We start from the raw sequence: 21,582 nt of genomic DNA on the forward strand, positions 1-21,582 counted from the left end.
CCCATGGCAACGCTTGAAATCCGAGACCTGCACGTCACCGTCGAGGCCGACAACGCCACGAAGGAGATCCTCAAGGGCGTCGACCTCACCGTGAAGCAGGGCGAGACGCACGCCATCATGGGCCCCAACGGCTCCGGCAAGTCGACCCTCGCCTACTCCCTCGCGGGTCACCCGAAGTACACGATCACCGACGGCACCGTCACCCTCGACGGCGAGGACGTCCTGGAGATGTCCGTCGACGAGCGCGCCCGCGCCGGCCTGTTCCTCGCGATGCAGTACCCGGTCGAGGTCCCCGGCGTCTCGGTCTCCAACTTCCTCCGTACGTCCGCCACCGCCATCCGCGGCGAGGCCCCCAAGCTGCGCACCTGGGTGAAGGAGGTCAAGGAGACCATGGAGCGCCTCTCCATGGACCCGTCCTTCGCCGAGCGCAACGTCAACGAGGGCTTCTCCGGCGGTGAGAAGAAGCGCCACGAGATCCTTCAGCTGGAGCTGCTCAAGCCGAAGATCGCGATCCTCGACGAGACCGACTCCGGCCTGGACGTCGACGCCCTGCGCGTCGTCTCCGAGGGCGTGAACCGGGTCCGCGAGACCGGCGAGGTCGGCACCCTGCTGATCACGCACTACACGCGCATCCTGCGCTACATCAAGCCCGACTACGTCCACGTGTTCGCGAACGGCCGTATCGCCGAGTCCGGCGGAGCGGAGCTCGCGGACCAGCTCGAGGCCGAGGGCTACGACAAGTACGTGAAGGGTGGCGCATCCGCGTGACACAGCTGCCGGGCCTCCTCGACACCGAGGCGCTCCGCAAGGACTTCCCGATCCTGGACCGCGTCGTCCACGGCGACAAGAAGCTCGTGTACCTGGACAACGCGGCGACCTCGCAGACGCCGCGCCAGGTGCTCGACGTGCTCTCCGAGTACTACGAGCAGCACAACGCCAACGTCCACCGTGGCGTGCACGTCCTCGCCGAGGAGGCCACGGCGCTGTACGAGGGCGCGCGCGACAAGGTCGCGGAGTTCATCAACGCGCCCAGCCGCGACGAGGTGATCTTCACGAAGAACGCCTCCGAGTCGCTGAACCTCGTGGCCAACATGCTCGGCTGGGCCGACGAGCCCTACCGGGTGGACCACGAGACCGAGATCGTCATCACGGAGATGGAGCACCACTCCAACATCGTGCCGTGGCAGCTGCTCGCGCAGCGCACGGGCGCGAAGCTGAAGTGGTTCGGCCTGACCGACGACGGCCGTCTCGACCTGTCCAACATCGACGAGATCATCACGGAGAAGACGAAGATCGTCTCCTTCGTGCTGGTGTCGAACATCCTGGGCACGCTGAACCCGGTCGAGGCGATAGTGCGCCGCGCGCAGGAGGTCGGCGCGCTGGTGTGCATCGACGCCTCGCAGGCCGCTCCTCACATGCCGCTGGACGTGCAGTCGCTCCAGGCCGACTTCGTGGCCTTCACCGGCCACAAGATGTGCGGCCCGACCGGCATCGGCGTCCTGTGGGGCCGCCAGGAGCTGCTGGAGGACCTGCCCCCGTTCCTCGGCGGCGGCGAGATGATCGAGACCGTGTCGATGCACTCGTCGACGTACGCTCCCGCCCCGCACAAGTTCGAGGCGGGCACGCCCCCGATCTCCCAGGCGATCGGCCTCGGCGCGGCGATCGACTACCTCAACTCGATCGGCATGGACAAGATCCTCGCCCACGAGCACGCGCTCACCGAGTACGCGGTGAAGCGGTTCGCGGAGGTCCCCGACCTCAGGATCATCGGCCCGACCACGGCCGAGGACCGGGGCGCCGCGATCTCCTTCACGCTCGGCGACATCCACCCGCACGACGTGGGCCAGGTCCTCGACGAGCAGGGCATCGCGGTCCGGGTCGGCCACCACTGCGCGCGGCCGGTCTGCCTCCGCTACGGAATTCCTGCGACCACGCGAGCGTCGTTCTATCTGTACTCCACGCCGGCCGAGATCGACGCTCTGGTGGACGGCCTGGAGCACGTACGGAACTTCTTCGGCTGACGGGACGAGCGATCGCATGAAGCTGGATTCGATGTACCAGGAAGTCATGCTGGACCACTACAAGAACCCGCACGGGCGGGGCTTGCGGGATGGCGACGCCGAGGTGCACCACGTCAACCCGACGTGCGGCGATGAGATCACCCTGCGCGTGAAGTACGACGGCACGAAGATCGAGGACGTCTCGTACGAGGGCCAGGGCTGTTCCATCAGCCAGGCGAGCGCGTCCGTACTGAACGAACTCCTCGTCGGCAAGGACCTCTCCGACGCGCAGAAGATCCAGGAGACCTTCCTGGAGCTGATGCAGTCCAAGGGGAAGCTCGAGCCCGACGACGCGATGGAGGAGATTCTGGAGGACGCGGTCGCGTTCTCCGGAGTCTCCAAGTACCCCGCCCGGGTCAAGTGCGCCCTCCTGAGCTGGATGGCGTGGAAGGACGCGACGGCCCAGGCGCTGGGCGACGCCGACGCCGAAAGGAAGACGGCATGAGTGACACCGTGGAGATGAAGCCGGCCTCGGAGGAAGAGGTCCGTGAGGCGCTGTACGACGTCGTCGACCCCGAGCTGGGTATCGACGTCGTCAATCTCGGCCTCATCTACGGCATCCACATCGACGACGCGAACATCGCGACGCTCGACATGACCCTGACCTCGGCGGCCTGCCCGCTGACGGATGTCATCGAGGACCAGGCCAAGTCCGCCACGGACGGTCTCGTCAACGAGCTGCGCATCAACTGGGTCTGGATGCCGCCGTGGGGGCCGGACAAGATCACGGACGATGGTCGGGAGCAGCTTCGGGCGCTCGGGTTCAACGTCTGATTCGGGGGCAGAGGCTCCCCAGCACGGACAAAGCGGCGGCACCTTTCGGGTGCCGCCGCTTTTCCGTGCTCGTGGTCGGGGTTGGCTCAGGCCGGTCCGCCGACCATCCGGAACGACGAGTCCGCCAGGTACAGGGAGCTGTACTCGAAGCGTTCGAGACGGACGACGAAGTTCTTGTGGCGGAGGAAGTACCCCGGGTAGTTGACCGACTCCAGCATGGTCGCGCCGGAGTGGGACGAGTCGCGGGGGCAGAAGGTGGCGTCCTGCTCGAACTGGGCGGAGCCGTCGTGACGTTCGGCGCGCAGGACGAAGCTGCGGTGCCGGAGGTAGGCGCCGTCATGCGTGGCGAAGGAGTAGCAGGAGCCGTCGGCCAGGCCCTTCGCCTGCTTGAACGTGGAGTCCTCGCGGGATTCGGAACCGCGGACCGGGTCCAGGGCCACGTGGCCACCGCTCACGTGCCAGTGGCGGTCGGGGTAGTTGACCGAGCGGAAGGATCGCCAGGTCATGGCGGCCGGAGGCTTCGGGGCGGCTGATGAACCGTCCTCGCCCGACGACGACTTGGACGGCTTCGGCGCGGGCTTGGGTGTACCGGCGTCCTGTTGGCGCGGCGCCCTGGTCGCGGCCTCGGCCGTCGACAGGCCGCTCTTGCCCTTCGGAGGAGTCTCCGAGGGCGTGGCGAACGAGATCAGGCCGGGGACCGTCGTGTTCTCGTCGGCCGGTGCCAAGCGTGTCTGCCCGTCAGGTGCCCTCTCCATCACGACGATTGCCGTGGCGCACGCGACGATCGTCGCCACCGCCATCCCGCCCGCCAGCCACAGGCGGCGCGTCCCGGGCGCCCGGGAGGTGTCCGGAGCCCAGCCGTTCTCCCAAGGTTGGTCCTGAGACGGCCGGGACTTGTTTTCTGGCATGCGCTGTTCCCCCCAGCGGTGTCATGGGGCGACGACCGCGGCTGCGAAGGCCCGGTATGTGAACGGTAAAACACTAGTGGACCCAGTGACTCCCGAGCACCTGTTTGGAACGAGCCGTATCCAGATCGATTTCTGAGCCGGTTCCAGGGGGGAGCGGGCGGGGTTCGACGCGTCGTCAATCGAACTCTTATAGCTGATGTTCCATCAATTATGGCTGGAGAAAGGCCTGTTGGGTGCAGTCGTGGAGCCGAATGCCGGGCCCGGGCCCGCGACAGGGCATCATGGCCGGGCAGCACTGCAAGAGCACACACCGACAGGAGCCCCCGGACCATGGCCCACCGCGCTCCCCGTGCCCTCCGCCGCGCGCTTGCGGCCGCCGCTCTGTGCGGTGCGCTCGCCGTGGCCGCGGGTGGCTGTACGGCGTCCGACGGTGAGGACGCCGACGAGCCGGGCCGCTCCACCGCCCCGACGGCCCCCGGCAGCGGCGGTGCCGGGAAGGTGGTCCTGCCCGAGCCGGGGGTCGGCTTCGACTACCAGATCGGCGGGGCCTACCGGCCGCCCACCGGCGTACGCGCGGTCTCCCGCGACCGCGCGGCGAAACCGGCGCCGGGGGTCTACAACATCTGCTACGTCAACGCCTTCCAGGCCCAGCCGGACACCGAGGACTGGTGGGAGGCCCGCCATCCCGACCTGCTCCTCCGCGACGCCGACGACTCGCTGGTCATCGACCGGGACTGGGACGAGGCCGTCCTGGACATCTCGACGCCCGCCAAGCGCGAACGGCTCGCCGACGTCGTGGGGGAGTGGATCGACGGCTGTGCCGCCGCCGGATTCCAGGCCGTCGAGGCCGACAACCTCGACTCGCACGAGCGGTCCGACGGTCTGCTGACCGCCGACGACAACGTGGCCTTCGGCGAGCTGATCACCGCCCGGGCCCACGCCGCCGGCCTGGCGATCGGCCAGAAGAACGCCGCCGAACTGGCCGGACAGGGGCGCGACATCGGCTTCGACTTCGCGGTGGCCGAGGAGTGCGGACAGTACGACGAGTGCGACGCCTACGCGGACGCGTACGACGACCGCGTCTTCGACATCGAGTACCGGCAGGACGGCCTTGCCGCCGCGTGTGCGGAGTGGGGCGACGAGCTGTCGGTGGTTCTGCGCGACCTGGACGTCGTACCGGCGGGGGCGGAAGCGTACCGCCGCCGTACCTGCTGACCGGGGCCGGCCCAGTCGCCCCGGACGGCGCCGCCCGGTCGTGGGCTCAGTGACTCAGTCGAGGACCGCGGTGGCCTCGATCTCGACCAGATGCTCGGGCACGTCCAGTGCCGCGACGCCAAGCAGTGTGGCCGGCGGCGTGGCGGTGACCCCCAGCTTGGTGGCCGCCCGGGTGATCCCCTCCATGAGCTGGGGCATCTTGTCGGGGGTCCAGTCGACGACGTGGACGTTCAGCTTCGCGACGTCGTCGAAGGAGGCGCCGGCCGCGGCCAGGGCGGTGCCGACGTTGAGGTAGCACTGCTCGACCTGCGCGGCGAGGTCGCCCGTGCCGACCGCAGTGCCTTGCGCGTCCCATGCGACCTGCCCGGCGACGAAGACCAGCTTCGAGCCGCTCGCGATCGACACCTGGTGGTAGGCGTCGACCTCCACCAGCCCGCTCGGGTTCACCAGAGTGATGGCCATGTCGTCCGTCCGTTCCGTCTCGTGCTCACTTGTGGTTACTCAGGAACCGTAGGAGAGTGGCCGCTGACATGGAAGAACGCACTTTTCGGTGACTGGGGAACCTCATGGGAACCAAGCAGTTCAGTGGCTCACTGGACCAGGCGGACGTGACGCGCGCGGACTCCCTGGCCCGGGAGATCTTCTCGGACATCGCTAACAAATGGGCTCTGCTGATCATCGAGGCCCTGGGGGAGCGGATCCTGCGCTTCAGCGAGTTGCGCGGCGAGGTCGACGGGATCAGCCACAAGATGCTCACCCAGAACCTGCGCATGCTGGAGCGCAACGGCCTGGTCGAGCGCACCGTGCACGCCACGGTGCCGCCGCGCGTCGAGTACGCCCTCACCGAGCCGGGCCAGGCCCTGCGGGTGACCATCGACGGCATGTGCGACTGGACCCACCGGTACCTCGGGGACATCGAGGCGTCCCGCCAAAACTTCGAGGCGCGGAAGCCGTAAGGGGTCGTCTCAGTTGGCTCCGGGCGCGTAACGCGAGCGGTGACTTGTGGGTTGGTACAAGGAGTTGACGTCCGCGGAGCACTCAGGTCTCCTGCTGCGATGTCTGATCTTCGGTTTCAACGGCCTGACTGCGATGCCACTCTCCGAGACTGGCAGCACGTCCACAATGTGATCATCCCGACCCACGTCCTGTCTCTTGAAGAGGTACGGGAACGTTCCGAGCGCAATCACCTGGAGATCGCGTATCTCGATGACGTAGTCGTGGGCTGCAGCACGGTACGTCCGCCGACGGACGACACTCTGACGGCGACTGTGATCGCCCGGGTGCTTGCCGCTCACCGTGGACGGGGGTTCGGCGAAGCACTCTTTGAGCGTGGGCTCCACCGGGCGCGGGAGCTGGGTGCCAGGGTGATCGAGACCGTTGTCCTGTCGTCGAACGATGGCGGTCTGCGCTTTGCGCAGAAGCACGGGTTCATCGAGACCGAGCGCTACCTGTTGCCGGGTGACACCATCCCCTGGATAGATTTGCGGCTTTCCTGAACGCGACTGGCCTGAAGCTCGTTGCTCCGAGCGTGGCGACAGCCGAACAACTGGTGCCGGACGGATTGTGGGAACTGTTCCAGCGTGTGGCGCCGGAACCACCGCGGCGTCTGCAAGGCAGGCCGTTGCAGGTGCGATGACCCCGCTGTGCTTGCGGCGAGGACTCACATGATCCGCCGGACTGGTCGTTGCCTACTCGACGATCGTCAGCATCAAGGGTGACCAACCTCCGGCTGCCTTCCTCGCGGCGCGCGTGACTTGCATGTGGGTACTAAGGGCGCGAGGGCAGTTGTGTACGACCGTACGCAACCTTGGCCGACGTTGTGTACGCTCGTACACATGGGATACCTGCTGCTCGCCGGAGCCATAGCGGCCGAGGTGGCCGCCACTACGTCAATGAAGTACAGCGACGGCTTCAGCAGGCTCTGGCCGTCGCTGCTGACCGCCCTCGGATACCTCGTCTCCTTCGCGCTGCTCGCCCAGACCCTGAGGACCGTCTCCGTGGGCACGGCCTACGCGATCTGGGCGGGCGTCGGCACCGCGGCCATCGCCACCATCGGGATCCTGTTCATGGGGGAGGGGATGACGGTCGCCAAGGCCGCGGGCATCGCGCTGATCATCGCCGGCGTGGTGGTGCTGAACCTGGGAGGCGCGCACTGATGCCCCGGCGCTACGACCCCGAGCGGCGTCAGCGGATCATCGACGCGGCGATCCGGGTCGTCGGGGAGAAGGGCATCGCGGGGCTGAGCCACCGCACGGCCGCCGCGGCGGCGGACGTGCCGCTCGGCTCCACGACGTACCACTTCAAGACCCTCGACGATCTGCTGGTCGCCGCCCTGCGACAGGCCAACGAGGGCTTCGCCAAGGTGATCGCCTCGCGCGGCGGCCTCACGGACCCGGACACCGACCTGGCCGCCGAACTCGCCGGCTGGATGGGCGAGTGGCTCGCGGGGGACCGTACGGGTGTGGAGCTGGAGTACGAGCTCTACCTCGCCGCCCTGCGCCGCCCCGCCCTGCGTCCGGTTGCCGCAGAGTGGGCGCAGGACCTCGCCGACCGACTCTCCCGGCGCACGGACGCCGTCACCGCGCGGGCGCTGGTGGCGTTGATGGACGGGATCTGTCTGCAGGTGCTCCTGACCGAGGTGCCGTACGACGAGGGGTACGCGTGTGAGGTGCTGCGGCGGGTGATCCCCGGGCCGGAGGGGTGAGTCCTGGTTATGGGTGAGCCCTTGCTGCGGCGCGATTCCCTGACGGGAGCGGGCTTCGCTTCCCCTGGGCCGGCCGGGCCGGACGGCCCGTACCCTGAGACGCCCCTCCCGCCGGTTGGCCCGGGCGGCCCCCTGCCGGTTAGGTTGCCCTCATGACCGACACGACTGCTCCTCGTACCACCGGCGCCGTGGCAGCCGGCCTTGCCACGATCGCCGCTGACGGCACTGTTCTCGACACCTGGTTCCCCGCGCCCGAGCTCGTTGCCGAGCCCGGTCCCTCCGGCAGCGAGCGGCTGTCCGCCGAGCGGGCCGTCGAGCTGATCGGCGAGGGCGCCGCGAAGGCGGTCGGGCCGGATGCACGCCGGGGCGTCGAGGTCGTCGCGGTCCGCACGGTCATCGCCTCGCTCGACGAGAAGCCGATCGACGCGCACGACGTGTACCTGCGTCTGCACCTGCTCTCGCACCGCCTGGTCAAGCCGCACGGCCTGAGCCTGGAGGGCCAGTTCGGCTTCCTCGCCAACGTCGCCTGGACCTCCCTCGGCCCGGTCGCCGTCGACGACGTCGAGAAGGTCCGCCTGAACGCCCGCGCGGAGGGCCTGCACCTCCAGGTCACCTCGATCGACAAGTTCCCGCGGATGACGGACTACGTCGCCCCCAAGGGCGTGCGCATCGCCGACGCCGACCGGGTCCGCCTGGGCGCGCACCTCTCCGAGGGCACCACCGTCATGCACGAGGGCTTCGTCAACTTCAACGCCGGCACCCTCGGCACCTCCATGGTCGAGGGCCGTATCTCCGCGGGCGTCGTGGTCGGCGACGGCTCGGACATCGGCGGCGGCGCGTCGACGATGGGAACCCTGTCCGGCGGCGGCAACGTGATCATCACCATCGGCGAGCGCTGCCTGATCGGCGCCGAGGCGGGCGTCGGCATCGCGCTGGGCGACGAGTGCGTCGTCGAGGCCGGCCTGTACGTCACCGCCGGCACCCGCATCACGATGCCCGACGGCCAGATCGTCAAGGCCCGCGAACTCTCCGGCGCCTCCAACATCCTCTTCCGCCGCAATTCGGTCACCGGCACGGTCGAGGCCCGCCCGAACAACGCGGTGTGGGGTGGGCTGAACGAGATCCTGCACAGCCACAACTGACGGCGACCGCCCTCGGACTGCTGTCGTCGAGCGCCCTCCCACAGCCGGAAACGGCTCGTGGGAGGGCGCTCGCCGTGTGTCAGCCCGGCGCGGCGCGATCACGTACGGGTTACTCCACGTGACCTCAGCGCGGTCCAGGCAGATGAACAGGTCGACGCAGTTTCCGATCACACGCCGAACCGACGAGATGAGGGCCGATGGTGGGTCGAGTGAAGACGAGTGCGCGGGGCAGGGCCGCAGTGCGCCTGCTGGTGGGCACGCTGGCTGCGGGGGCGGCCTGCTGGCTGCCTGCCGGGGCCGCGTATGCCGACGAGACCAACACGGGCTCGCACAACGGGCCCCGCATCGGGCTGGTCAACGTGGGGCAGGTGGACGATCCGATGGAGGATGTGCTGGAGCACTTCCTGCTCTTCGGGGACGGGTACAAGTGGGGCTGATCGCGCGCTGAGCGCAGCGAACGAGGGCCGGGGCCCGTACCGCACAGGGTGGCGGTGCGGGCCCTGCCGTGTGGGGGATTTCTTTTCTGCGCCGCCGGCATAGCGGCAGCACACGGCACGCGTCACAGGGGATAGGAGAGGCGGGCGTCCGGCCCGTCCGGGGGAAGAGAAGGTGACGATGGATGCCGAAGCGCAGGAGAGCTTTCGGGAGTTCGTGGAGAACCGGTCGTCCGCGCTGCTGAAGACGGCGGTCCTGCTGACCGGCGGCGACCGGCACGCCGGGGAGGATCTGCTGCAGAACGCCCTGATGAAGGCGGCCGGCCGCTGGCATCGCATCGACGAGCCGGAGGCGTACGTACGGAAGATCCTGTACCGGCAGCAGATCAGCCGCTGGCGGCTGAAGTGGCCCCGGCGTGAACTCACCGTCGCCGAGCCGCCCGAGAGCGGGGCGAGCCCGGATGCGGCATCCTCCGCCGAGCTGCGGCTGCTGATGCGGGGCGCGCTGGCGCGGCTGACGGCGCGGCAGCGCATCGTACTGGTGCTGCGCTACTTCGAGGACCTGCCGGAGGCCGACGTGGCCCGGATCCTCGGCTGTTCCGTGGGGACCGTACGGTCCACGACCCACCGCTCGCTTGCCCGGCTGCGCTCGCTCGCGCCGGAGCTGGCGGCCCTGGACCCGGCGGCCGCCGGACCGCGGCCGTCCCGTGACTTCTCACCCGTGGAGGTGCGTCCGTGAACGTCGAGGAACTCGTGCGTGACTCCCTGCGGGAGCTGGCCACCGAACAGCCGTCGGCCGGGCCGGGGTTCGCCGACCGGGTCCTGGCCGTGCGCAGGCGCCGCCGCACCCGGCGGATCGTTTCCGTCGCCGCGGCCACCGCGGCCGTGGTCGCCATCGGCGTCGCGGTGCCGCTGCTGGGCGCCGGCAAGGACGACGTGCTTGCCGCGAGCGCACTGGAGAAGGGCGGCGTCCTCGCCCACCCGGACCAGTCGCCGCCGCGCGACCTGATCGGGGCGGGGGACACGGTGCTGGCCGCCTACTCCATGACGGAACTCCGCACCGAGACCGACAAGCGGGGTGCCATGGTGCGCACCTACTGGCTGCTGGACCCGCAGACCGGGAAGTACGTGAAGGACACCCGGTGGTCCTTCGTCGCCGTCGCCCCCGGCCTGAAGACGGCCGCCGTGCTGGAGCAGAACCTGCCCGTGAGCCGGATCGGCCTGCTCGACCTGGCGACGGGGGAGGTCGAGCGGTGGATCCCGGTCGAGCGCGGGGTCGGCGGGCTGGCGTTCTCGCGGGACGGGAGCAGGCTCGTCGCGACGACGTACGGCGAGAACCCCGACCTGCGGATCAAGGAGCCGATGGTCAACGGCGAGGGCGAGGAGGTGTGGGAGTGGACGTCCAGGTACGGCGAGTCGAGCCGGACCGGTTTCTACGACCTCGACGTGGCCTCCGGCGAGGGCTCCTGGAGCGCGGTCGCGCCCGAGCGCAACATCAACGCCCGCCAGGACTTCGCGTACAGCCGGTCCGGTGGGCTGGTGTACGCGCGGTTCATCGGCGGGAGGGACGGGCTGCAGCAGTTCTACGACCTGCGGGGCAGGAAGGCCGCCGCTCCCGCCGACGAGAAACACCTGCGTTCGGACGTCGGGGCTCGGCTGTCCCCGAACGGCTCTCTCGCCGCCCTCGGTCTGACGAAGGAGGTCGACGGATCCCCGGGCAGGTCCTACTCCTCGATCCGTGACCCCCGTACGGGCGAGGAGGTCACCAAGGTCCGCGGAGCCCACCTGCTCGCCTGGGCCGACGACAAGCGGCTCATCGCCTGGGAACGGGTCACCGGTCTCGACGAGTCGTACCGGCCCCGGCTCGTGCTGGTCACGATCGGCAGCGACAAGGTCGTACCACTGAGCGGTGTTCGTGAGCCGGACCCGGACGAGAAACGACAGGGGTGGGAGCCTGTTTTCGCCCCACGTTGATCAACCCGTGGTGAGCTCCTCGTAAGCCGCCAGCAGCCCGTCGACCGCCTCGCGGCCGGCGGGCCGCAGCGGTGCGCGGACCGGGCCCGCGGGCAGGCCGAGCGCATTGAGCAGAGCCTTCGCGGTGACCGCGCCGGGCAGGCCCGCCGCCATCACCAACTCGATGAGCGGCGTGGCACGTTGCTGGAGGCGGGCGGACACGGGGGTGTCGCCCGCCTCGAACGTGTCGAGGACCGCACGGAGTTGGGCCGGTACGACGTTCGCGACGGTGCTGATGTAGCCGGAGCCGCCCACCGCGTACAGCGCGAGGTTGTGCTCGTCGCAGCCCGCGTAGTACGCCAACTCCGTGCGGGCGAGCACCTTCTGGGTGCCGAGGAAGTCGAAGGAGCAGTCCTTCACCGCGACGATCCGGGGGTGCTCGGCGAGCCGGATCAGCGTCTCCGGCTCGATCCGGGTGCCGGTGCGGCCAGGGATGTCGTACAGCGTGAGGGGCAGTCCGGCGGCGTCGGCGATCTCGCGGAAGTGCGCCTCGACGGCGTCCTGCGGGGGCTTGCTGTAGTACGGCGCGACCACCAACAGGCCGTCGGCGCCCGCCTTTTCGGCCATCAGGGCGAGTTCGACGGTGTGCCGGGTGTCGAAGGTGCCCACGCCCGCGACGATCGTCGCCCGGTCGCCCACCGCTTCCCGGACGGCCCTGATCAGCTCCGACTTCTCGGCGTCCGAGGTGGTCGGCGACTCGCCCGTCGTGCCGGAGAGCACGAGCCCGTCGCACCCCTCGGCCACCAGCCGGTCGGCCAGCCGCTGGGCGCCGTCGAGGTCGAGGGAGCCCGCCTCGGTGAAGGGCGTGATCATGGCGCAGAGGGCCCGGCCGAAGGGAGGGGCCGAGGCGTTGGCGGTCGTCATGGTATTAGTGTCGGCACTGTCATGTCGTAGCTCCACTTAATTCTTCTACGGGATATTGGTAAGCGTTGCTTCGGTGTTGCGACTGCGGCTTCCACCGTGTGCGCGACCGTACGGCTGCCGAGGCGGTGGCGTGCACGGCCGAGCACCGGGCGGCCGCACTGCTCGAAGTCACCGTGCTGGGCCGCTGCCTGCGCTTCGAGCGCGGCTCCCGCTACGCCTGCCGGCGGGTACGAACGGCCGCCCCGGCCGGCGGGCGCTCGCCCCGTCCCGCGCGGGCTGCCCGCGCGGCCGTACGTCCGTCTCGCTCGCGGGGTTCGCCCGGCCGGGCGGGGAGCGGCTGCGGGTGGTGGCCGGGAAGGGGGCGTCCGTCGCGTCCGTGGCCGCCCTCGCTGTGGCCGATGGGCTCGGTGTGCCCGAACTGGCTGCCGAGGCTGCGCTGTTGCAGGCCTGCCTCGACTGGCTCCGGGCGCGGCCGGCCCGGCTGGGCGGGTGCGCACCGGAAGGCGGAGGGAAGGGATAGCGGGGGCGGCACCGGGTACCCGGGTGTTCCGAATCGAGAGGAGGCGGAACACCGTGACCGGGTCCACGACCCCCGAGCGGGTGCACGACGAGCACCACTCGGTGAGCGAACTCGTAGGGCAGGCAGGCGAACAGGTCTCCCGGCTCGTACGACAGGAAGTCGCCCTCGCCAAGGAGGAGCTGGCCGAGAAGGGCCGACGTGCCGGCACGGGCGGCGGGCTGCTCGGCGCGGCGGGCGCCGTCGCGTACGCCGGTCTGCTGTTCCTGGCCGCCGCGGCCACCGCCGCACTCTCGCTGACGCTGCCCGTGTGGGCCGCGGCGCTGATCGTGACGGGCGTCCTGTTCGCCCTCGCCGGTCTGCTGGCCGCGACCGGCCGCGCCCGGCTGCGGCGCGCCGCACCCCCCACGCCGGAGGAGGCCCTCAGCAGCGTCAGGGCCGATGTCGAGGAGATCAAGGAAAGGGCACACCGATGACGGACCGCAAGGCGGGGGCGACGGGCGGCGGAAAGGCCGCGCAGAAGGGCGCCGCGAAAGCCGCTGCCGCTGGGAAGTCCGCGGCGGCGAAGGCGAGCGCAGGGGCCAAGGGCCCCGAGGAACTGCGCAGCCAGATCGAGCGGACGCGCAGCGAACTCGGCGACACCGTGGCGGAGTTGGCCGGGAAGGCGGATGTGAAGGGCCGGGCCCTGGCGCGCGCCGCCGACCTCAAGGACAAGGCGGGCGCGATGACCGTGCAGCTGCGCAGCAGCGCGGTCCAGGCCGGGCACGTGGTGCAGGAGCGGGCCGCACGCGCCGGGCACGTCGTGCAGGACCGGGCGACCCAGGCGGGACACGTCGTGCAGGACAAGGCGACGCACGCCGGGCACACGGTGCAGGACCGGGCGACCCAGGCCGGACACACCGTCCAGGGCAGGGCGACGCACGCGGGCCATGTGGTCGAGCACAGCGTGCCGCGCCCCGTCCGCACCGTCGTCCAGGCCGGACTGCGGCATCCGCGGCCGGTGCTGATCGCCGGGGCGGCCCTGGGCGCTGTGGTCGCCGCACAGGTGTTGCGGCGTCGGCACAACGGGCACCGCTGAGACGCCGGTCGAGGGAGACGGCGAGGCGGCGCGGGACCGGTCACCGGTCCCGCGCCGCTCTGTGTTTTCTCGGACGCCGCGCCGCACCGCCCTGCGCACGATCTCGTGAACCCCGCCTTCCAAGGGCTCACTTGACCTCAAGAGCGGTTGAGGTCGAAAGGTGTTCAGTGCACGCATTGACCACCGGCTCCGGAGGCATCCATGACCCGTCGCACCGACGCCCACCCCGACCTCGCCCGCCCCGAGATCGGCGCCCCTTTCTTCAGTACCTGGCGGGTCGGCACCCCCTTGCGGCAGCAGCAGACGGTCGAGGCGATCGCCGGCACCTGGGAGCGCCGCCCTTGGCCCACCGATGGTCTGCTCGGCTACCACGTCTACACCGGGCATGACGCCGCCACCCTCCTGCACTACTCGCAGTGGCGCAGCGACCAGGCCTACGAGGCCTTCGTGAAGACCCACCGCCAGGAGCGCAACGACGAGATCGACACGGCCGTGCCGGGCATCGAGCGGCTGGGACTCGGCCGGTACCGGCACTACCGCAGCGGCACTCGCGAGGGCGACACCCGCGTCCCCGGCTGCATCGTGATCGTCGACATCGAGTTCGAGGGGCCCGACCCCGACCGACAGCGCGCCTGGGTCGACGCCGTCTTCGAGGCCCTGGAGCGCGAGCCGGACCCGCACTCCGGCGGCATCTCCGCCCACTTCCACCTCAGCACCGACGGCACCCGCGTCCTGAACTACGCCGAGTGGGAGAGCGCCGCCGCCCACATCGACGCCCTCTCAGCCCCGGGCAACGGCATCGGCTCGGCGACCGAGCTGTGGCAACGCGTCCAGACATGGCCTGGGCTGAAGAGCAGCACGGTCAGTCGGTACGACCACGCCGTCGGCCTCGTTCCCGAGTGAAGCCGTGACGCGGCCTCTCCGAAAACTCGAACCGTCTGGACAAAAAAAGTTTTCGGTGAGACGGTGGACGCATGCTGGACGTCACCGTGATCGAGGACCCCGAGGCCGCAGCCGTCTCCCTGGACCCCACAAGGGCCCGGCTGCTCGCCGAGCTGGCGGCCGGCCCCGCGTCGGCCGCCATGCTGGCCGGAAAGGTCGGGCTGCAAAGGCAGAAGGTGAACTACCACCTCAAGGCGCTGGAGCGGCACGGACTGGTGGAGCTGGCCGGCGAGCGCCGCAAGGGCAACGTCACCGAGCGGCTGATGCAGGCGACCGCCGCGTCGTACGTCATCTCACCGCTCGCGCTCGCCGCGGTGCAGCCGGACCCGGACCGCTTCCGTGACCAGCTCTCCGCCCGCTGGCTGCTCGCGCTCGGCGCCCGGCTCGTCCGGGACGTCGGCTCGCTGATCACCGGTGCCGCGAAGGCCCGCAAGAGGCTGGCGACATACGCCCTGGACGGCGAGGTCCGCTTCGCCTCGGCGGCCGAACGGGCCGCTTTCATCCAGGAGTTGACGGCGGGCGTGAGCGCGCTGATCCACAAGTACGACGCGCCCGACGCGGAGGGCGGCCGCGATCACCGGATCGTGGTCGCCGTACACCCCACGGTCAAGGACCAGCCGAACCCCGCACTCGACCAGTAATCAGCAGGAGCCCACCATGTCCAAGGAATTCGAGATCGCCCGCGAGTTCGAGGTCGACGCCACACCGGAACAGGTGTGGGACGCGATCACCAGCAACACCGGAGGCTGGATGTGGCCGTCGGAGCCGCCCGAGCCGCGTGTCGGCGGCAAGGGGGCGATGGGCTCCACGGTCACCGCCTGGGACCCGCCGCACCGCTACACCAACCGGGCGGAGGACGTCGAGGGCGTGAAGGAGCAGAGCCTCAACCAGCTCGACTACACCATCGAGCCGCGCGAGGGGGGCCGCCGGGCCTGGGTGCGGTACGTGCACAGCGGCATCCTCGTCGACGACTGGGACAACCAGTACGACGCCGCCGGCCGGCACACCGACTTCTATCTGCACACGCTGCGCCAGTACCTGACGGAGTTCGGCGGCCGTCCGGTCGTCGCCTTCACGACCTTCGACGGGCCCGACACGTCCAAGACGGCGGACGCCTTCGTCGCCGTGGGCCGCGCGCTCGGCCTCGGGGACGACACCGCCGAGGGGACGCAGGTCCAGGCACGCGGCCCCGAGGGCCGACTCCTCGACGCCGTGGTGGACTTCCGCAACCCGTACTTCATCGGGCTGCGCACGGACCACGCCATGATCCGCTTCTTCGGCCGCAACCACTGGGGCTACCCGGTCGGCATCTCCGTGCACGACTTCGCCCCGGGCGCCGACGCCAAGGCGGTCGAGGCCGCCTGGCAGGACTGGCTGAACGGCGTGTTCAGCCAGTCCTGAACCGCACCGGAAGTTACGGACGGAACCGCAGCACCTGCGGGTCGTGGTCGCTGATCTGGTCGTTGAACTCCGAGTTGACGTGCACGCTGTCGTACTCGAAGTCGCAGGAACGCCGGATCGACGGGCTGACCAGGATCTGGTCCAGCGTCTGGGCGTTGCCCTGGTAGACGTACGAGTACCGCTCGCTCTTGGGCAGCGACTTGATCGCCGACCACAGCGCGCCGTCGTCCTCCAGCAGCTTGGTGGTGCCGGAGAACTCGAAGTCGTTGATGTCGCCGAGCGTGACGACGTCCGCGTTCTTCTGGACGGCCAGGATGTCCTTGACGAAGGTGTTGACCGCACTCGCCTGGAGGTGGCGCTGGGTCTCCGAGCTGCGGGCCGGCGGCTGGTACTGCGCGTGCAGGGACTGGTCGCCGCCCTTGGAGGCGAAGTGGTTGGCGATCACGAAGACCGTGCGGCCACGGAACACGAACTCGCCGGCCAGCGGCTTGCGGCTGTTCGTCCAGGCCGCGTTCGCCGGGTCGATACGGCCGGGGGAGACCGTCAGCGCCGCCTTGCCCTTCACCTTGGTCACACCGGCGGCGGTCGTGGCGTCGCCGCCCGCGCGGTCGGTGAAGGAGACCCGCTTCGGGTTGAACAGGAACACCTGGCGGATGTTGCCGCCCGGCTCGCCGCCGTCGGCCTTGTCGACCGGGTCGATGGAGCGCCAGTCGTAGGCCGGGCCACCCGCCGCGACGATCGCGTCGATCAGCTTGCCCACCGTCTGGTCGGCGGCGACCGTGCCGTCGTTCTTCGCGCCGTTGTTGTCCTGGATCTCCTCCAGGGACACGATGTCGGGCGCCTGGAGGTTGTTCACGATCGCGGAGGCGTGCTCGGCGAACGTGGCGTCGGACGGGTCGAGGTTCTCGACGTTGTACGTCGCGACCGCTAGTTCGTCGCGCCGCTGCTTCTGGGTCGTCTCCCGCTCCAGGCCACGGCTCTTGAGGGTGCCGAGCTCGCTCGCGACGAGGGTGTAGCCGCCGAACTGGTTGTAGTCCAGCGGGCCGGCCGTGGTGCCGGTGAGGGTGTCACCCACGTTCGCGACCGGGAACTCGGCACCGGGGCCGAGGGACTGGATCTGCAGCCGGCCGGTGTTCTGGGAGTCGTAGGAGCCGTAGACCGTGCCGCCGCGGCGGTTGCGGTGCTCCCACGGCTTCACCGTCACCCACAGCTCGTGGAAGTCGTCGGTCGCGGTGACCACGCGGGCGTCGGCGACCTCGACGTTCATGCCCTCGAGGGACTCGTAGTGGTCGAGGGCGTACTTCGACGGCCGCAGCGTCAGGCCGTCGATCGAGCCCTTCGCGGCCGCGTCGCCGGCCGGCGTGTACCGGTCCGGCACCGAGTCCTCGTCGACGACCTGCGCGGCCGGGACGGCGTTGCCGCTGGAGACGACGGTGACTGTCGGCTTGGTGATCTCGGTCAGCGACTGGTTGCCGGAGGTCGCGCCACCGGGGACGTACTCGGCGACCGTGCCCGCCACCAGGACCGAGTCGCCGACGGCGACCTTCGGGACGGAGCTCGTGAAGACGAACACGCCCTCACTGGTCGCCGCGTCGGCGTCGGCGTCCGGATCCTGGATCCAGAAGCCTCTGGACGAGCCGTAGGTGCGCACGCCGGTGACGATTCCGGCCACGTCCGTGACCTGCTTGCCGGCGTACGGGGATATGCGGGTGCTGCCCTGGATGTCATGGATGCGCACGGAGTCGGCGTGCGCGGGGGACGTGAGGACAACGGTGGACGCCGCGGAACAGACGGCGGCGACGGTGAGCGCGGCGAGGCGCGCGGACTTCTTGCTCGGCAACGGGATCCCTCCGGGGACATACGTGGGCGCCGGGACGAGGGTGGTGCGTGGAACGGTGGGTGCAGGCGCGACCGGTGGGGCGGCGGCGACGCGCGTAGAAAATACAGTGAACAGATGTCCGCTCGATTTCTACGCGCGTCAATCTCCTGCCTGCTCGGGCCAGTTGTCAAGGTTTCGGCCATGTACACCGCCCGACGGGGAGATGAACCGGGCGGCATGGGTGGAAACCCGTCTAGGCTGAGCGGTTGAGCCGTGAAGTGGAGAGCGGCTGGGCCGTGACGCCTACGGCCCTGCGGAACGCCCTAGGAGAACCAGCCGATGTCAGACAGCTCCTCCCTGCCGCCGGTGCGGCTGCATCCCGAAGCGGAGCTGGCGCGGGACGCGCTGTCCACGCCGTTGCTTGCCAGGGCCGCACGGCTGGCCCGCTGGGCCGGCCCCGACACCCGGGTCGACGCCGGGGGCGGCCTCGTCGACGAGCAGCTGCCGGCCGCCGCCGAGGTGCTCGCACTGAGCGGGGACGACGCCGCCGCGTACGCCAGTGAGGCCTGGCGCGTCGCCGTCGACACCGGGCTGGTGGAGATCGTCGACGAGGAGACGGGCACCGTGGCGGCGGGCGCGGACCTGGCGCTGCTGACCGGCGGTTCGCCGCAGGACGTGCTCGCGGTGTGGCTCGGCGCACTGGAGACGGTGCTCGCGGACGCGAGCGTGCCCGACCTCGACGACCTGGTCGACGCCATGGGCGCGGGCGGCGAGATCGACCTCTCCACCCTGGACTGGGACCCCGAGGCCGAGGCGGAGTTCCTCGACGGTGTCCTCGGCAACCTGTACCTGCTGACGGTCAGCGAGGACGGGCCGGGCGACGCGCCCGTACCGCTGCCGGCCCTCGCCGCGTCGATGATCGTGCCCAGCGACATGGGCGAGCCCACGAACGACGTGCTGGAACAGGTCTCCGACGCGATGATGCGCCTGGACGACCAGTTCCGGCTGCTGGAGCCGGCCGGCCTGGTGGAGTACCAGCCGGTGGACGAGGCACTGATGGCGGACGTCGAGGGTGCCGAGGAGGCCGCGGCCGCCGTCGACGACACCGACGTGTCGCGCTACGGCATGGTGCGGCTGACCCCGCTCGGACTGTACGGGCTGCGGGCGCGGCTGCTGGAGGCCGGGTTCGAGTCGCCCGCGGTCGGGGACCTGGCGGACAAGGGCGCCGACGCACTGCTCGACGGCACGGCCACCTTCCCGCAGGCCGCCGCGCACGCCGAGACCGTGCAGTGGCTGAACGGGCGCGAACCCCTCGCCGCGGCGCGGGAGTTGCTCGCGGCGGCACGGGGCCTGGACGCCGGGGCGCCGCTGCGGCGACTGCGCTGCCAGCAGGCGCTGTCCCTGGTGGGCACCGAGGCCGAGCCGGCCCTGCGGGAGGTCCTCGACGATCCGGAGCTGGGTGGGCTGGCCCGGGTCTGGCTGACCGAGGCGGGGTTCTCCGACGTGCCCCCGCCCTCCCAGGACCTGGTGTTCTGGCTGACCGTCGACACGCTTGCCGCACAGCTCGCGGCCGAGGGGAACTCCGACGAGCTGCGGGCCCTGGTGGAGGGACTGGCCGCGCAGCACAGCGGGTTCTTCGCGGCGGCCTGGCGGGTCGAGCATCCGGCCACGGCGGATGTGCTGGAGGCGATGGGGCGGTTGCATCCGGACAAGAAGATCGCGAAGGAAGCGCGTAAGGCTGCCTTCAAGGCGCGGTCGCAACAAGGGGGCTGAGCCCGTTCCGCGGGTGCGGGTGTGCGGGGGCTGGTCGCGCCCACGCGGCTGAGCCGCATATCGATACAGCCCCGCGCCCCTTACGGGGCGCTGCCGTCACCGGCGTGGATTCATGGAAGCAGGTCCACTGAATCCGCCCGGAGTTCAACTCCTGTTCAGACATGAGCGGCAGCGTTGCGGCGTTCCGGAGTTCGCCGCCCTCCACGGCACACCCACGGTCACAGGAGACAGCATGTCGCTCACCCGCAGGGACTTCGCCAGGAATTCCGCGATCACCGGGGCCGGTGTCGCGCTGGCGGGCAGTGCCGGCGTTCTCGCCACCGCGCCGAACGCGCTCGCGTCCACGGAGTCCGAGACCGCGAGCGAGAAGTCCGCGGACGCCCACTGTGGCGGCGTCGGGTACGGACCCCTCGTCCCGGACCCGAAGGGCCTCCTCGCGCTGCCCGCCGGGTTCAAGTACCGGATCATCACCTACAGCGGTAGGACGAAGCTGGAGTCGGGCGAGTTCACCCCCTCGAACCACGACGGCACGGCCGCCTTCGACGGGCCGCGCGGCACCACCCTCCTCGTCAACAACCACGAGCTGAAGGGCCCGCGCGCCGACTGGGACCACCCCGTCCCGCTCACCGACGGCCTCGTTTACGACCCCGCCGCGGCCGGCGGCTGCACCGTCGTCGAGGTCCGCCCCGGCGGGCAGGTCGCCGAATGGGTCGGCATCGCGGGCACCTCCACCAACTGCGCCGGCGGCAGCACCCCTTGGGGTACCTGGCTCACCTGCGAGGAGAACTCCGACAAGGCCGGCACCAACGGCATGACCAAGGACCACGGCTACGTCTTCGAGGTCGACCCCGTCGACCGGCGCGCCAACAAGAACCCCAAGCCGCTGAAGTTCTTCGGCCGCTACGACCACGAGGCCGTCGTCATCGACCCCAAGCGCGGCCACGCCTACCTCACCGAGGACGCGGCCACGCCCAACGGGCTGTTCTTCCGCTGGACCCCGCCGAAGGGCTTCGAGTACGGCAGCGGCAAGTTCCGCAAGCTGGCCGATGACGCCGGTGTCCTCCAGGCGCCCAAGTGCTTCGACTCCGGCGGCAAGTTCGTCGACGACCTCTCCCGGGCCATCAGGATCGGCACCGTGTACGGCGTCGACTGGGTGGACGTCCCGGACCGCGACGCCAGGACCACGCCCGTGCGCAAGCAGTTCGCCGCCGGCGAGATCACCCGGGCCCGCAAGCTGGAGGGCATGTGGTGGGGCGACGGCGGCGCCTACATCGTCTCCTCGTACGCCCGCGAGGAGAGCCCCGGCCGGCACGACGGCCAGGTCTGGTTCTACGACCCCAAGCGCCGCACCCTCACCCTGAAGGTCCTGCTCGGCGTCAACCCCGACCCGTCCAGGGACGGCGCTTTCGACGGCCCGGACAACATCACCGTCTCCCCGTACGGCGGCCTCGTCATCGCCGAGGACGGCGAGGGCGTCCAGCACCTCTTCGGCGCCACCGACAGCGGCCGCACGTACCCGATCGCCCGCAATGAGCTGAACATCGGCACCGAGGAGGAGCCGGAGTACAGCGAGTTCACGGGGGTCACCTTCTCGTGCGACGGCCGGACGCTGTACGCCAATATCCAGACGCCGGGCATCATGCTCGCCATCACGGGGCCCTGGAAGCGGCAGCGGCGGTAATTAATTCGGTCGCCCGGCCCGAGTTGCGCCTCCTACAGTGAGATCACAACGTCACGCACCTCCCGGTGCGATGGCAGCGGCTACTTCTTTTCCAGAGAATCCGACGCCGCCGCCGACTTGATCTCGGGAGGCGCAGCTCATGGTGGGTGCCCGGTGCGCAGGCAACGGTTACTTCATTGGATCAGAGGGTTGCGGGTTCGAGTCCCGTCATCGACTTCCGGTCGATGTAGCTCAATTGGGTAGAGCATCCGATTAGT

24 protein-coding genes and 1 pseudogene are annotated in these 21,582 nt (G+C 70.1%); 21 read left to right on the forward strand and 4 right to left on the reverse strand.

From position 1 onward, the window contains the following. Positions 1-3 precede the first annotated feature (3 nt). Genes sufC through ACZ7L5_RS09120 form a run of 4 tightly spaced genes read left to right on the forward strand, consistent with a single transcriptional unit; the run spans position 4 to position 2,834 of the window. Entirely contained in the window at positions 4-768 is a 765-nt protein-coding gene (gene sufC / locus ACZ7L5_RS09105) for a Fe-S cluster assembly ATPase SufC (RefSeq protein ID WP_362378465.1), read from the forward strand. Then, complete coding sequence (locus ACZ7L5_RS09110) at positions 765-2,021, forward strand: cysteine desulfurase (RefSeq protein WP_328882425.1); 1,257 nt, start codon at positions 765-767, stop codon at positions 2,019-2,021. The genes sufC and ACZ7L5_RS09110 overlap by 4 nt, the downstream gene beginning before the upstream one ends. 16 nt (positions 2,022-2,037) lie before the next feature. After that, positions 2,038-2,505, forward strand: a complete 468-nt coding sequence (sufU, locus tag ACZ7L5_RS09115) for a Fe-S cluster assembly sulfur transfer protein SufU (RefSeq protein ID WP_471515572.1) — start codon at positions 2,038-2,040, stop codon at positions 2,503-2,505. After that, a complete protein-coding gene (locus tag ACZ7L5_RS09120; RefSeq protein WP_328428541.1) occupies positions 2,502-2,834 on the forward strand; it encodes a metal-sulfur cluster assembly factor in 333 nt (110 codons plus the stop codon). The genes sufU and ACZ7L5_RS09120 overlap by 4 nt, the downstream gene beginning before the upstream one ends. An 86-nt stretch (positions 2,835-2,920) precedes the next feature. Here ACZ7L5_RS09120 and ACZ7L5_RS09125 read toward each other — a convergent pair whose 3' ends face one another. After that, on the reverse strand, positions 2,921-3,742 hold the full coding sequence (locus tag ACZ7L5_RS09125; protein WP_471515574.1) for an AbfB domain-containing protein: 822 nt from the start codon (positions 3,740-3,742) through the stop codon (positions 2,921-2,923). 330 nt (positions 3,743-4,072) lie between these two features. Here ACZ7L5_RS09125 and ACZ7L5_RS09130 point away from each other — a divergent pair, with 330 nt between their 5' ends. After that, on the forward strand, positions 4,073-4,957 hold the full coding sequence (locus ACZ7L5_RS09130) for an endo alpha-1,4 polygalactosaminidase (RefSeq protein WP_471515576.1): 885 nt from the start codon (positions 4,073-4,075) through the stop codon (positions 4,955-4,957). Positions 4,958-5,011: 54 nt separating this feature from the next. Here ACZ7L5_RS09130 and ACZ7L5_RS09135 read toward each other — a convergent pair whose 3' ends face one another. After that, entirely contained in the window at positions 5,012-5,419 is a 408-nt protein-coding gene (locus ACZ7L5_RS09135) for a RidA family protein (protein ID WP_471515578.1), read from the reverse strand. A gap of 104 nt (positions 5,420-5,523) precedes the next feature. Here ACZ7L5_RS09135 and ACZ7L5_RS09140 point away from each other — a divergent pair, with 104 nt between their 5' ends. The 8 genes from ACZ7L5_RS09140 to ACZ7L5_RS09175 all read left to right on the forward strand — a co-directional run bounded on the left by ACZ7L5_RS09140 (position 5,524) and on the right by ACZ7L5_RS09175 (position 11,211). Next, positions 5,524-5,913, forward strand: coding sequence for a winged helix-turn-helix transcriptional regulator (locus ACZ7L5_RS09140; RefSeq protein ID WP_471515580.1), 390 nt, complete (start codon positions 5,524-5,526; stop codon positions 5,911-5,913). Between the two features lie 99 nt (positions 5,914-6,012). Continuing rightward, the gene (locus tag ACZ7L5_RS09145) at positions 6,013-6,453 is read left to right on the forward strand and encodes a GNAT family N-acetyltransferase (RefSeq protein WP_471515581.1); all 441 of its coding nucleotides are present in this window, start codon (positions 6,013-6,015) and stop codon (positions 6,451-6,453) included. 339 nt (positions 6,454-6,792) lie between these two features. Beyond that, positions 6,793-7,113 (forward strand): DMT family transporter, encoded by a 321-nt coding sequence (locus ACZ7L5_RS09150; protein WP_328428545.1) that lies wholly within the window; start codon positions 6,793-6,795, stop codon positions 7,111-7,113. Further along, positions 7,113-7,661 (forward strand): TetR/AcrR family transcriptional regulator, encoded by a 549-nt coding sequence (locus ACZ7L5_RS09155; RefSeq protein ID WP_471515582.1) that lies wholly within the window; start codon positions 7,113-7,115, stop codon positions 7,659-7,661. Before ACZ7L5_RS09150 ends, ACZ7L5_RS09155 begins: the two co-directional genes overlap by 1 nt. 152 nt (positions 7,662-7,813) lie before the next feature. Next, positions 7,814-8,803, forward strand: a complete 990-nt coding sequence (gene dapD, locus ACZ7L5_RS09160) for a 2,3,4,5-tetrahydropyridine-2,6-dicarboxylate N-succinyltransferase (protein WP_362378473.1) — start codon at positions 7,814-7,816, stop codon at positions 8,801-8,803. Positions 8,804-9,012: 209 nt separating this feature from the next. Further along, complete coding sequence (locus ACZ7L5_RS09165) at positions 9,013-9,240, forward strand: hypothetical protein (protein ID WP_471515584.1); 228 nt, start codon at positions 9,013-9,015, stop codon at positions 9,238-9,240. Positions 9,241-9,418: 178 nt separating this feature from the next. Continuing rightward, the gene (locus ACZ7L5_RS09170) at positions 9,419-9,976 is read left to right on the forward strand and encodes a SigE family RNA polymerase sigma factor (protein WP_471515586.1); all 558 of its coding nucleotides are present in this window, start codon (positions 9,419-9,421) and stop codon (positions 9,974-9,976) included. Next, positions 9,973-11,211: a YncE family protein gene (locus ACZ7L5_RS09175; protein WP_471515588.1), complete on the forward strand. Its 1,239-nt coding sequence runs from the start codon at positions 9,973-9,975 to the stop codon at positions 11,209-11,211. Before ACZ7L5_RS09170 ends, ACZ7L5_RS09175 begins: the two co-directional genes overlap by 4 nt. Here ACZ7L5_RS09175 and dapA read toward each other — a convergent pair whose 3' ends face one another. Next, positions 11,212-12,114, reverse strand: coding sequence for a 4-hydroxy-tetrahydrodipicolinate synthase (dapA, locus tag ACZ7L5_RS09180; RefSeq protein WP_467483132.1), 903 nt, complete (start codon positions 12,112-12,114; stop codon positions 11,212-11,214). It abuts the gene before it with no gap. Between the two features lie 71 nt (positions 12,115-12,185). On the opposite strand from dapA, the pseudogene ACZ7L5_RS09185 reads away from it, so the two are divergent. The 6 genes and pseudogenes from ACZ7L5_RS09185 to ACZ7L5_RS09210 form a co-directional block, all read left to right on the forward strand. Continuing rightward, positions 12,186-12,634: pseudogene (locus ACZ7L5_RS09185) on the forward strand (hypothetical protein); the annotation flags it as partial. A 53-nt stretch (positions 12,635-12,687) separates the two neighbouring features. After that, positions 12,688-13,107, forward strand: coding sequence for a phage holin family protein (locus ACZ7L5_RS09190; RefSeq protein ID WP_471515590.1), 420 nt, complete (start codon positions 12,688-12,690; stop codon positions 13,105-13,107). Beyond that, entirely contained in the window at positions 13,104-13,709 is a 606-nt protein-coding gene (locus ACZ7L5_RS09195; protein WP_471515592.1) for a DUF3618 domain-containing protein, read from the forward strand. Before ACZ7L5_RS09190 ends, ACZ7L5_RS09195 begins: the two co-directional genes overlap by 4 nt. A gap of 201 nt (positions 13,710-13,910) precedes the next feature. Continuing rightward, the gene (locus ACZ7L5_RS09200) at positions 13,911-14,612 is read left to right on the forward strand and encodes an antibiotic biosynthesis monooxygenase (RefSeq protein ID WP_471515593.1); all 702 of its coding nucleotides are present in this window, start codon (positions 13,911-13,913) and stop codon (positions 14,610-14,612) included. Between the two features lie 71 nt (positions 14,613-14,683). Then, positions 14,684-15,292, forward strand: a complete 609-nt coding sequence (locus ACZ7L5_RS09205; RefSeq protein ID WP_471515595.1) for an ArsR/SmtB family transcription factor — start codon at positions 14,684-14,686, stop codon at positions 15,290-15,292. 16 nt (positions 15,293-15,308) lie between these two features. Continuing rightward, on the forward strand, positions 15,309-16,052 hold the full coding sequence (locus tag ACZ7L5_RS09210; RefSeq protein ID WP_471515597.1) for an SRPBCC family protein: 744 nt from the start codon (positions 15,309-15,311) through the stop codon (positions 16,050-16,052). 13 nt (positions 16,053-16,065) lie between these two features. Here ACZ7L5_RS09210 and ACZ7L5_RS09215 read toward each other — a convergent pair whose 3' ends face one another. Beyond that, complete coding sequence (locus tag ACZ7L5_RS09215) at positions 16,066-17,892, reverse strand: endonuclease/exonuclease/phosphatase family protein (RefSeq protein ID WP_471515599.1); 1,827 nt, start codon at positions 17,890-17,892, stop codon at positions 16,066-16,068. 318 nt (positions 17,893-18,210) lie between these two features. Between ACZ7L5_RS09215 and ACZ7L5_RS09220 the strand changes: the two genes are divergently transcribed. Together ACZ7L5_RS09220 and ACZ7L5_RS09225 are read left to right on the forward strand one after the other, a co-directional pair. Next, positions 18,211-19,644 (forward strand): hypothetical protein, encoded by a 1,434-nt coding sequence (locus ACZ7L5_RS09220; protein ID WP_471515600.1) that lies wholly within the window; start codon positions 18,211-18,213, stop codon positions 19,642-19,644. Between the two features lie 232 nt (positions 19,645-19,876). Continuing rightward, positions 19,877-21,325, forward strand: a complete 1,449-nt coding sequence (locus ACZ7L5_RS09225) for an alkaline phosphatase PhoX (RefSeq protein WP_471515602.1) — start codon at positions 19,877-19,879, stop codon at positions 21,323-21,325. Positions 21,326-21,582 lie beyond the last annotated feature (257 nt).

It is taken from the genome of Streptomyces sp. NPDC107528, assembly GCF_055639295.1.

Bases quoted from the DNA above. Each gene is read 5' to 3' on its own strand.
- sufC (WP_362378465.1), top strand. From the start codon at position 4: ATGGCAACGCTTGAAATCCGAGACCTGCACGTCACCGTCGAGGCCGAC.
- sufU (WP_471515572.1), top strand. From the start codon at position 2,038: ATGAAGCTGGATTCGATGTACCAGGAAGTCATGCTGGACCACTACAAG.
- ACZ7L5_RS09120 (WP_328428541.1), top strand. From the start codon at position 2,502: ATGAGTGACACCGTGGAGATGAAGCCGGCCTCGGAGGAAGAGGTCCGT.
- ACZ7L5_RS09125 (WP_471515574.1), bottom strand. From the start codon at position 3,742: ATGCCAGAAAACAAGTCCCGGCCGTCTCAGGACCAACCTTGGGAGAAC.
- ACZ7L5_RS09130 (WP_471515576.1), top strand. From the start codon at position 4,073: ATGGCCCACCGCGCTCCCCGTGCCCTCCGCCGCGCGCTTGCGGCCGCC.
- ACZ7L5_RS09135 (WP_471515578.1), bottom strand. From the start codon at position 5,419: ATGGCCATCACTCTGGTGAACCCGAGCGGGCTGGTGGAGGTCGACGCC.
- ACZ7L5_RS09140 (WP_471515580.1), top strand. From the start codon at position 5,524: ATGGGAACCAAGCAGTTCAGTGGCTCACTGGACCAGGCGGACGTGACG.
- ACZ7L5_RS09145 (WP_471515581.1), top strand. From the start codon at position 6,013: ATGTCTGATCTTCGGTTTCAACGGCCTGACTGCGATGCCACTCTCCGA.
- ACZ7L5_RS09150 (WP_328428545.1), top strand. From the start codon at position 6,793: ATGGGATACCTGCTGCTCGCCGGAGCCATAGCGGCCGAGGTGGCCGCC.
- ACZ7L5_RS09155 (WP_471515582.1), top strand. From the start codon at position 7,113: ATGCCCCGGCGCTACGACCCCGAGCGGCGTCAGCGGATCATCGACGCG.
- dapD (WP_362378473.1), top strand. From the start codon at position 7,814: ATGACCGACACGACTGCTCCTCGTACCACCGGCGCCGTGGCAGCCGGC.
- ACZ7L5_RS09170 (WP_471515586.1), top strand. From the start codon at position 9,419: ATGGATGCCGAAGCGCAGGAGAGCTTTCGGGAGTTCGTGGAGAACCGG.
- dapA (WP_467483132.1), bottom strand. From the start codon at position 12,114: ATGACGACCGCCAACGCCTCGGCCCCTCCCTTCGGCCGGGCCCTCTGC.
- ACZ7L5_RS09195 (WP_471515592.1), top strand. From the start codon at position 13,104: ATGACGGACCGCAAGGCGGGGGCGACGGGCGGCGGAAAGGCCGCGCAG.
- ACZ7L5_RS09200 (WP_471515593.1), top strand. From the start codon at position 13,911: ATGACCCGTCGCACCGACGCCCACCCCGACCTCGCCCGCCCCGAGATC.
- ACZ7L5_RS09205 (WP_471515595.1), top strand. From the start codon at position 14,684: ATGCTGGACGTCACCGTGATCGAGGACCCCGAGGCCGCAGCCGTCTCC.
- ACZ7L5_RS09210 (WP_471515597.1), top strand. From the start codon at position 15,309: ATGTCCAAGGAATTCGAGATCGCCCGCGAGTTCGAGGTCGACGCCACA.
- ACZ7L5_RS09220 (WP_471515600.1), top strand. From the start codon at position 18,211: ATGTCAGACAGCTCCTCCCTGCCGCCGGTGCGGCTGCATCCCGAAGCG.
- ACZ7L5_RS09225 (WP_471515602.1), top strand. From the start codon at position 19,877: ATGTCGCTCACCCGCAGGGACTTCGCCAGGAATTCCGCGATCACCGGG.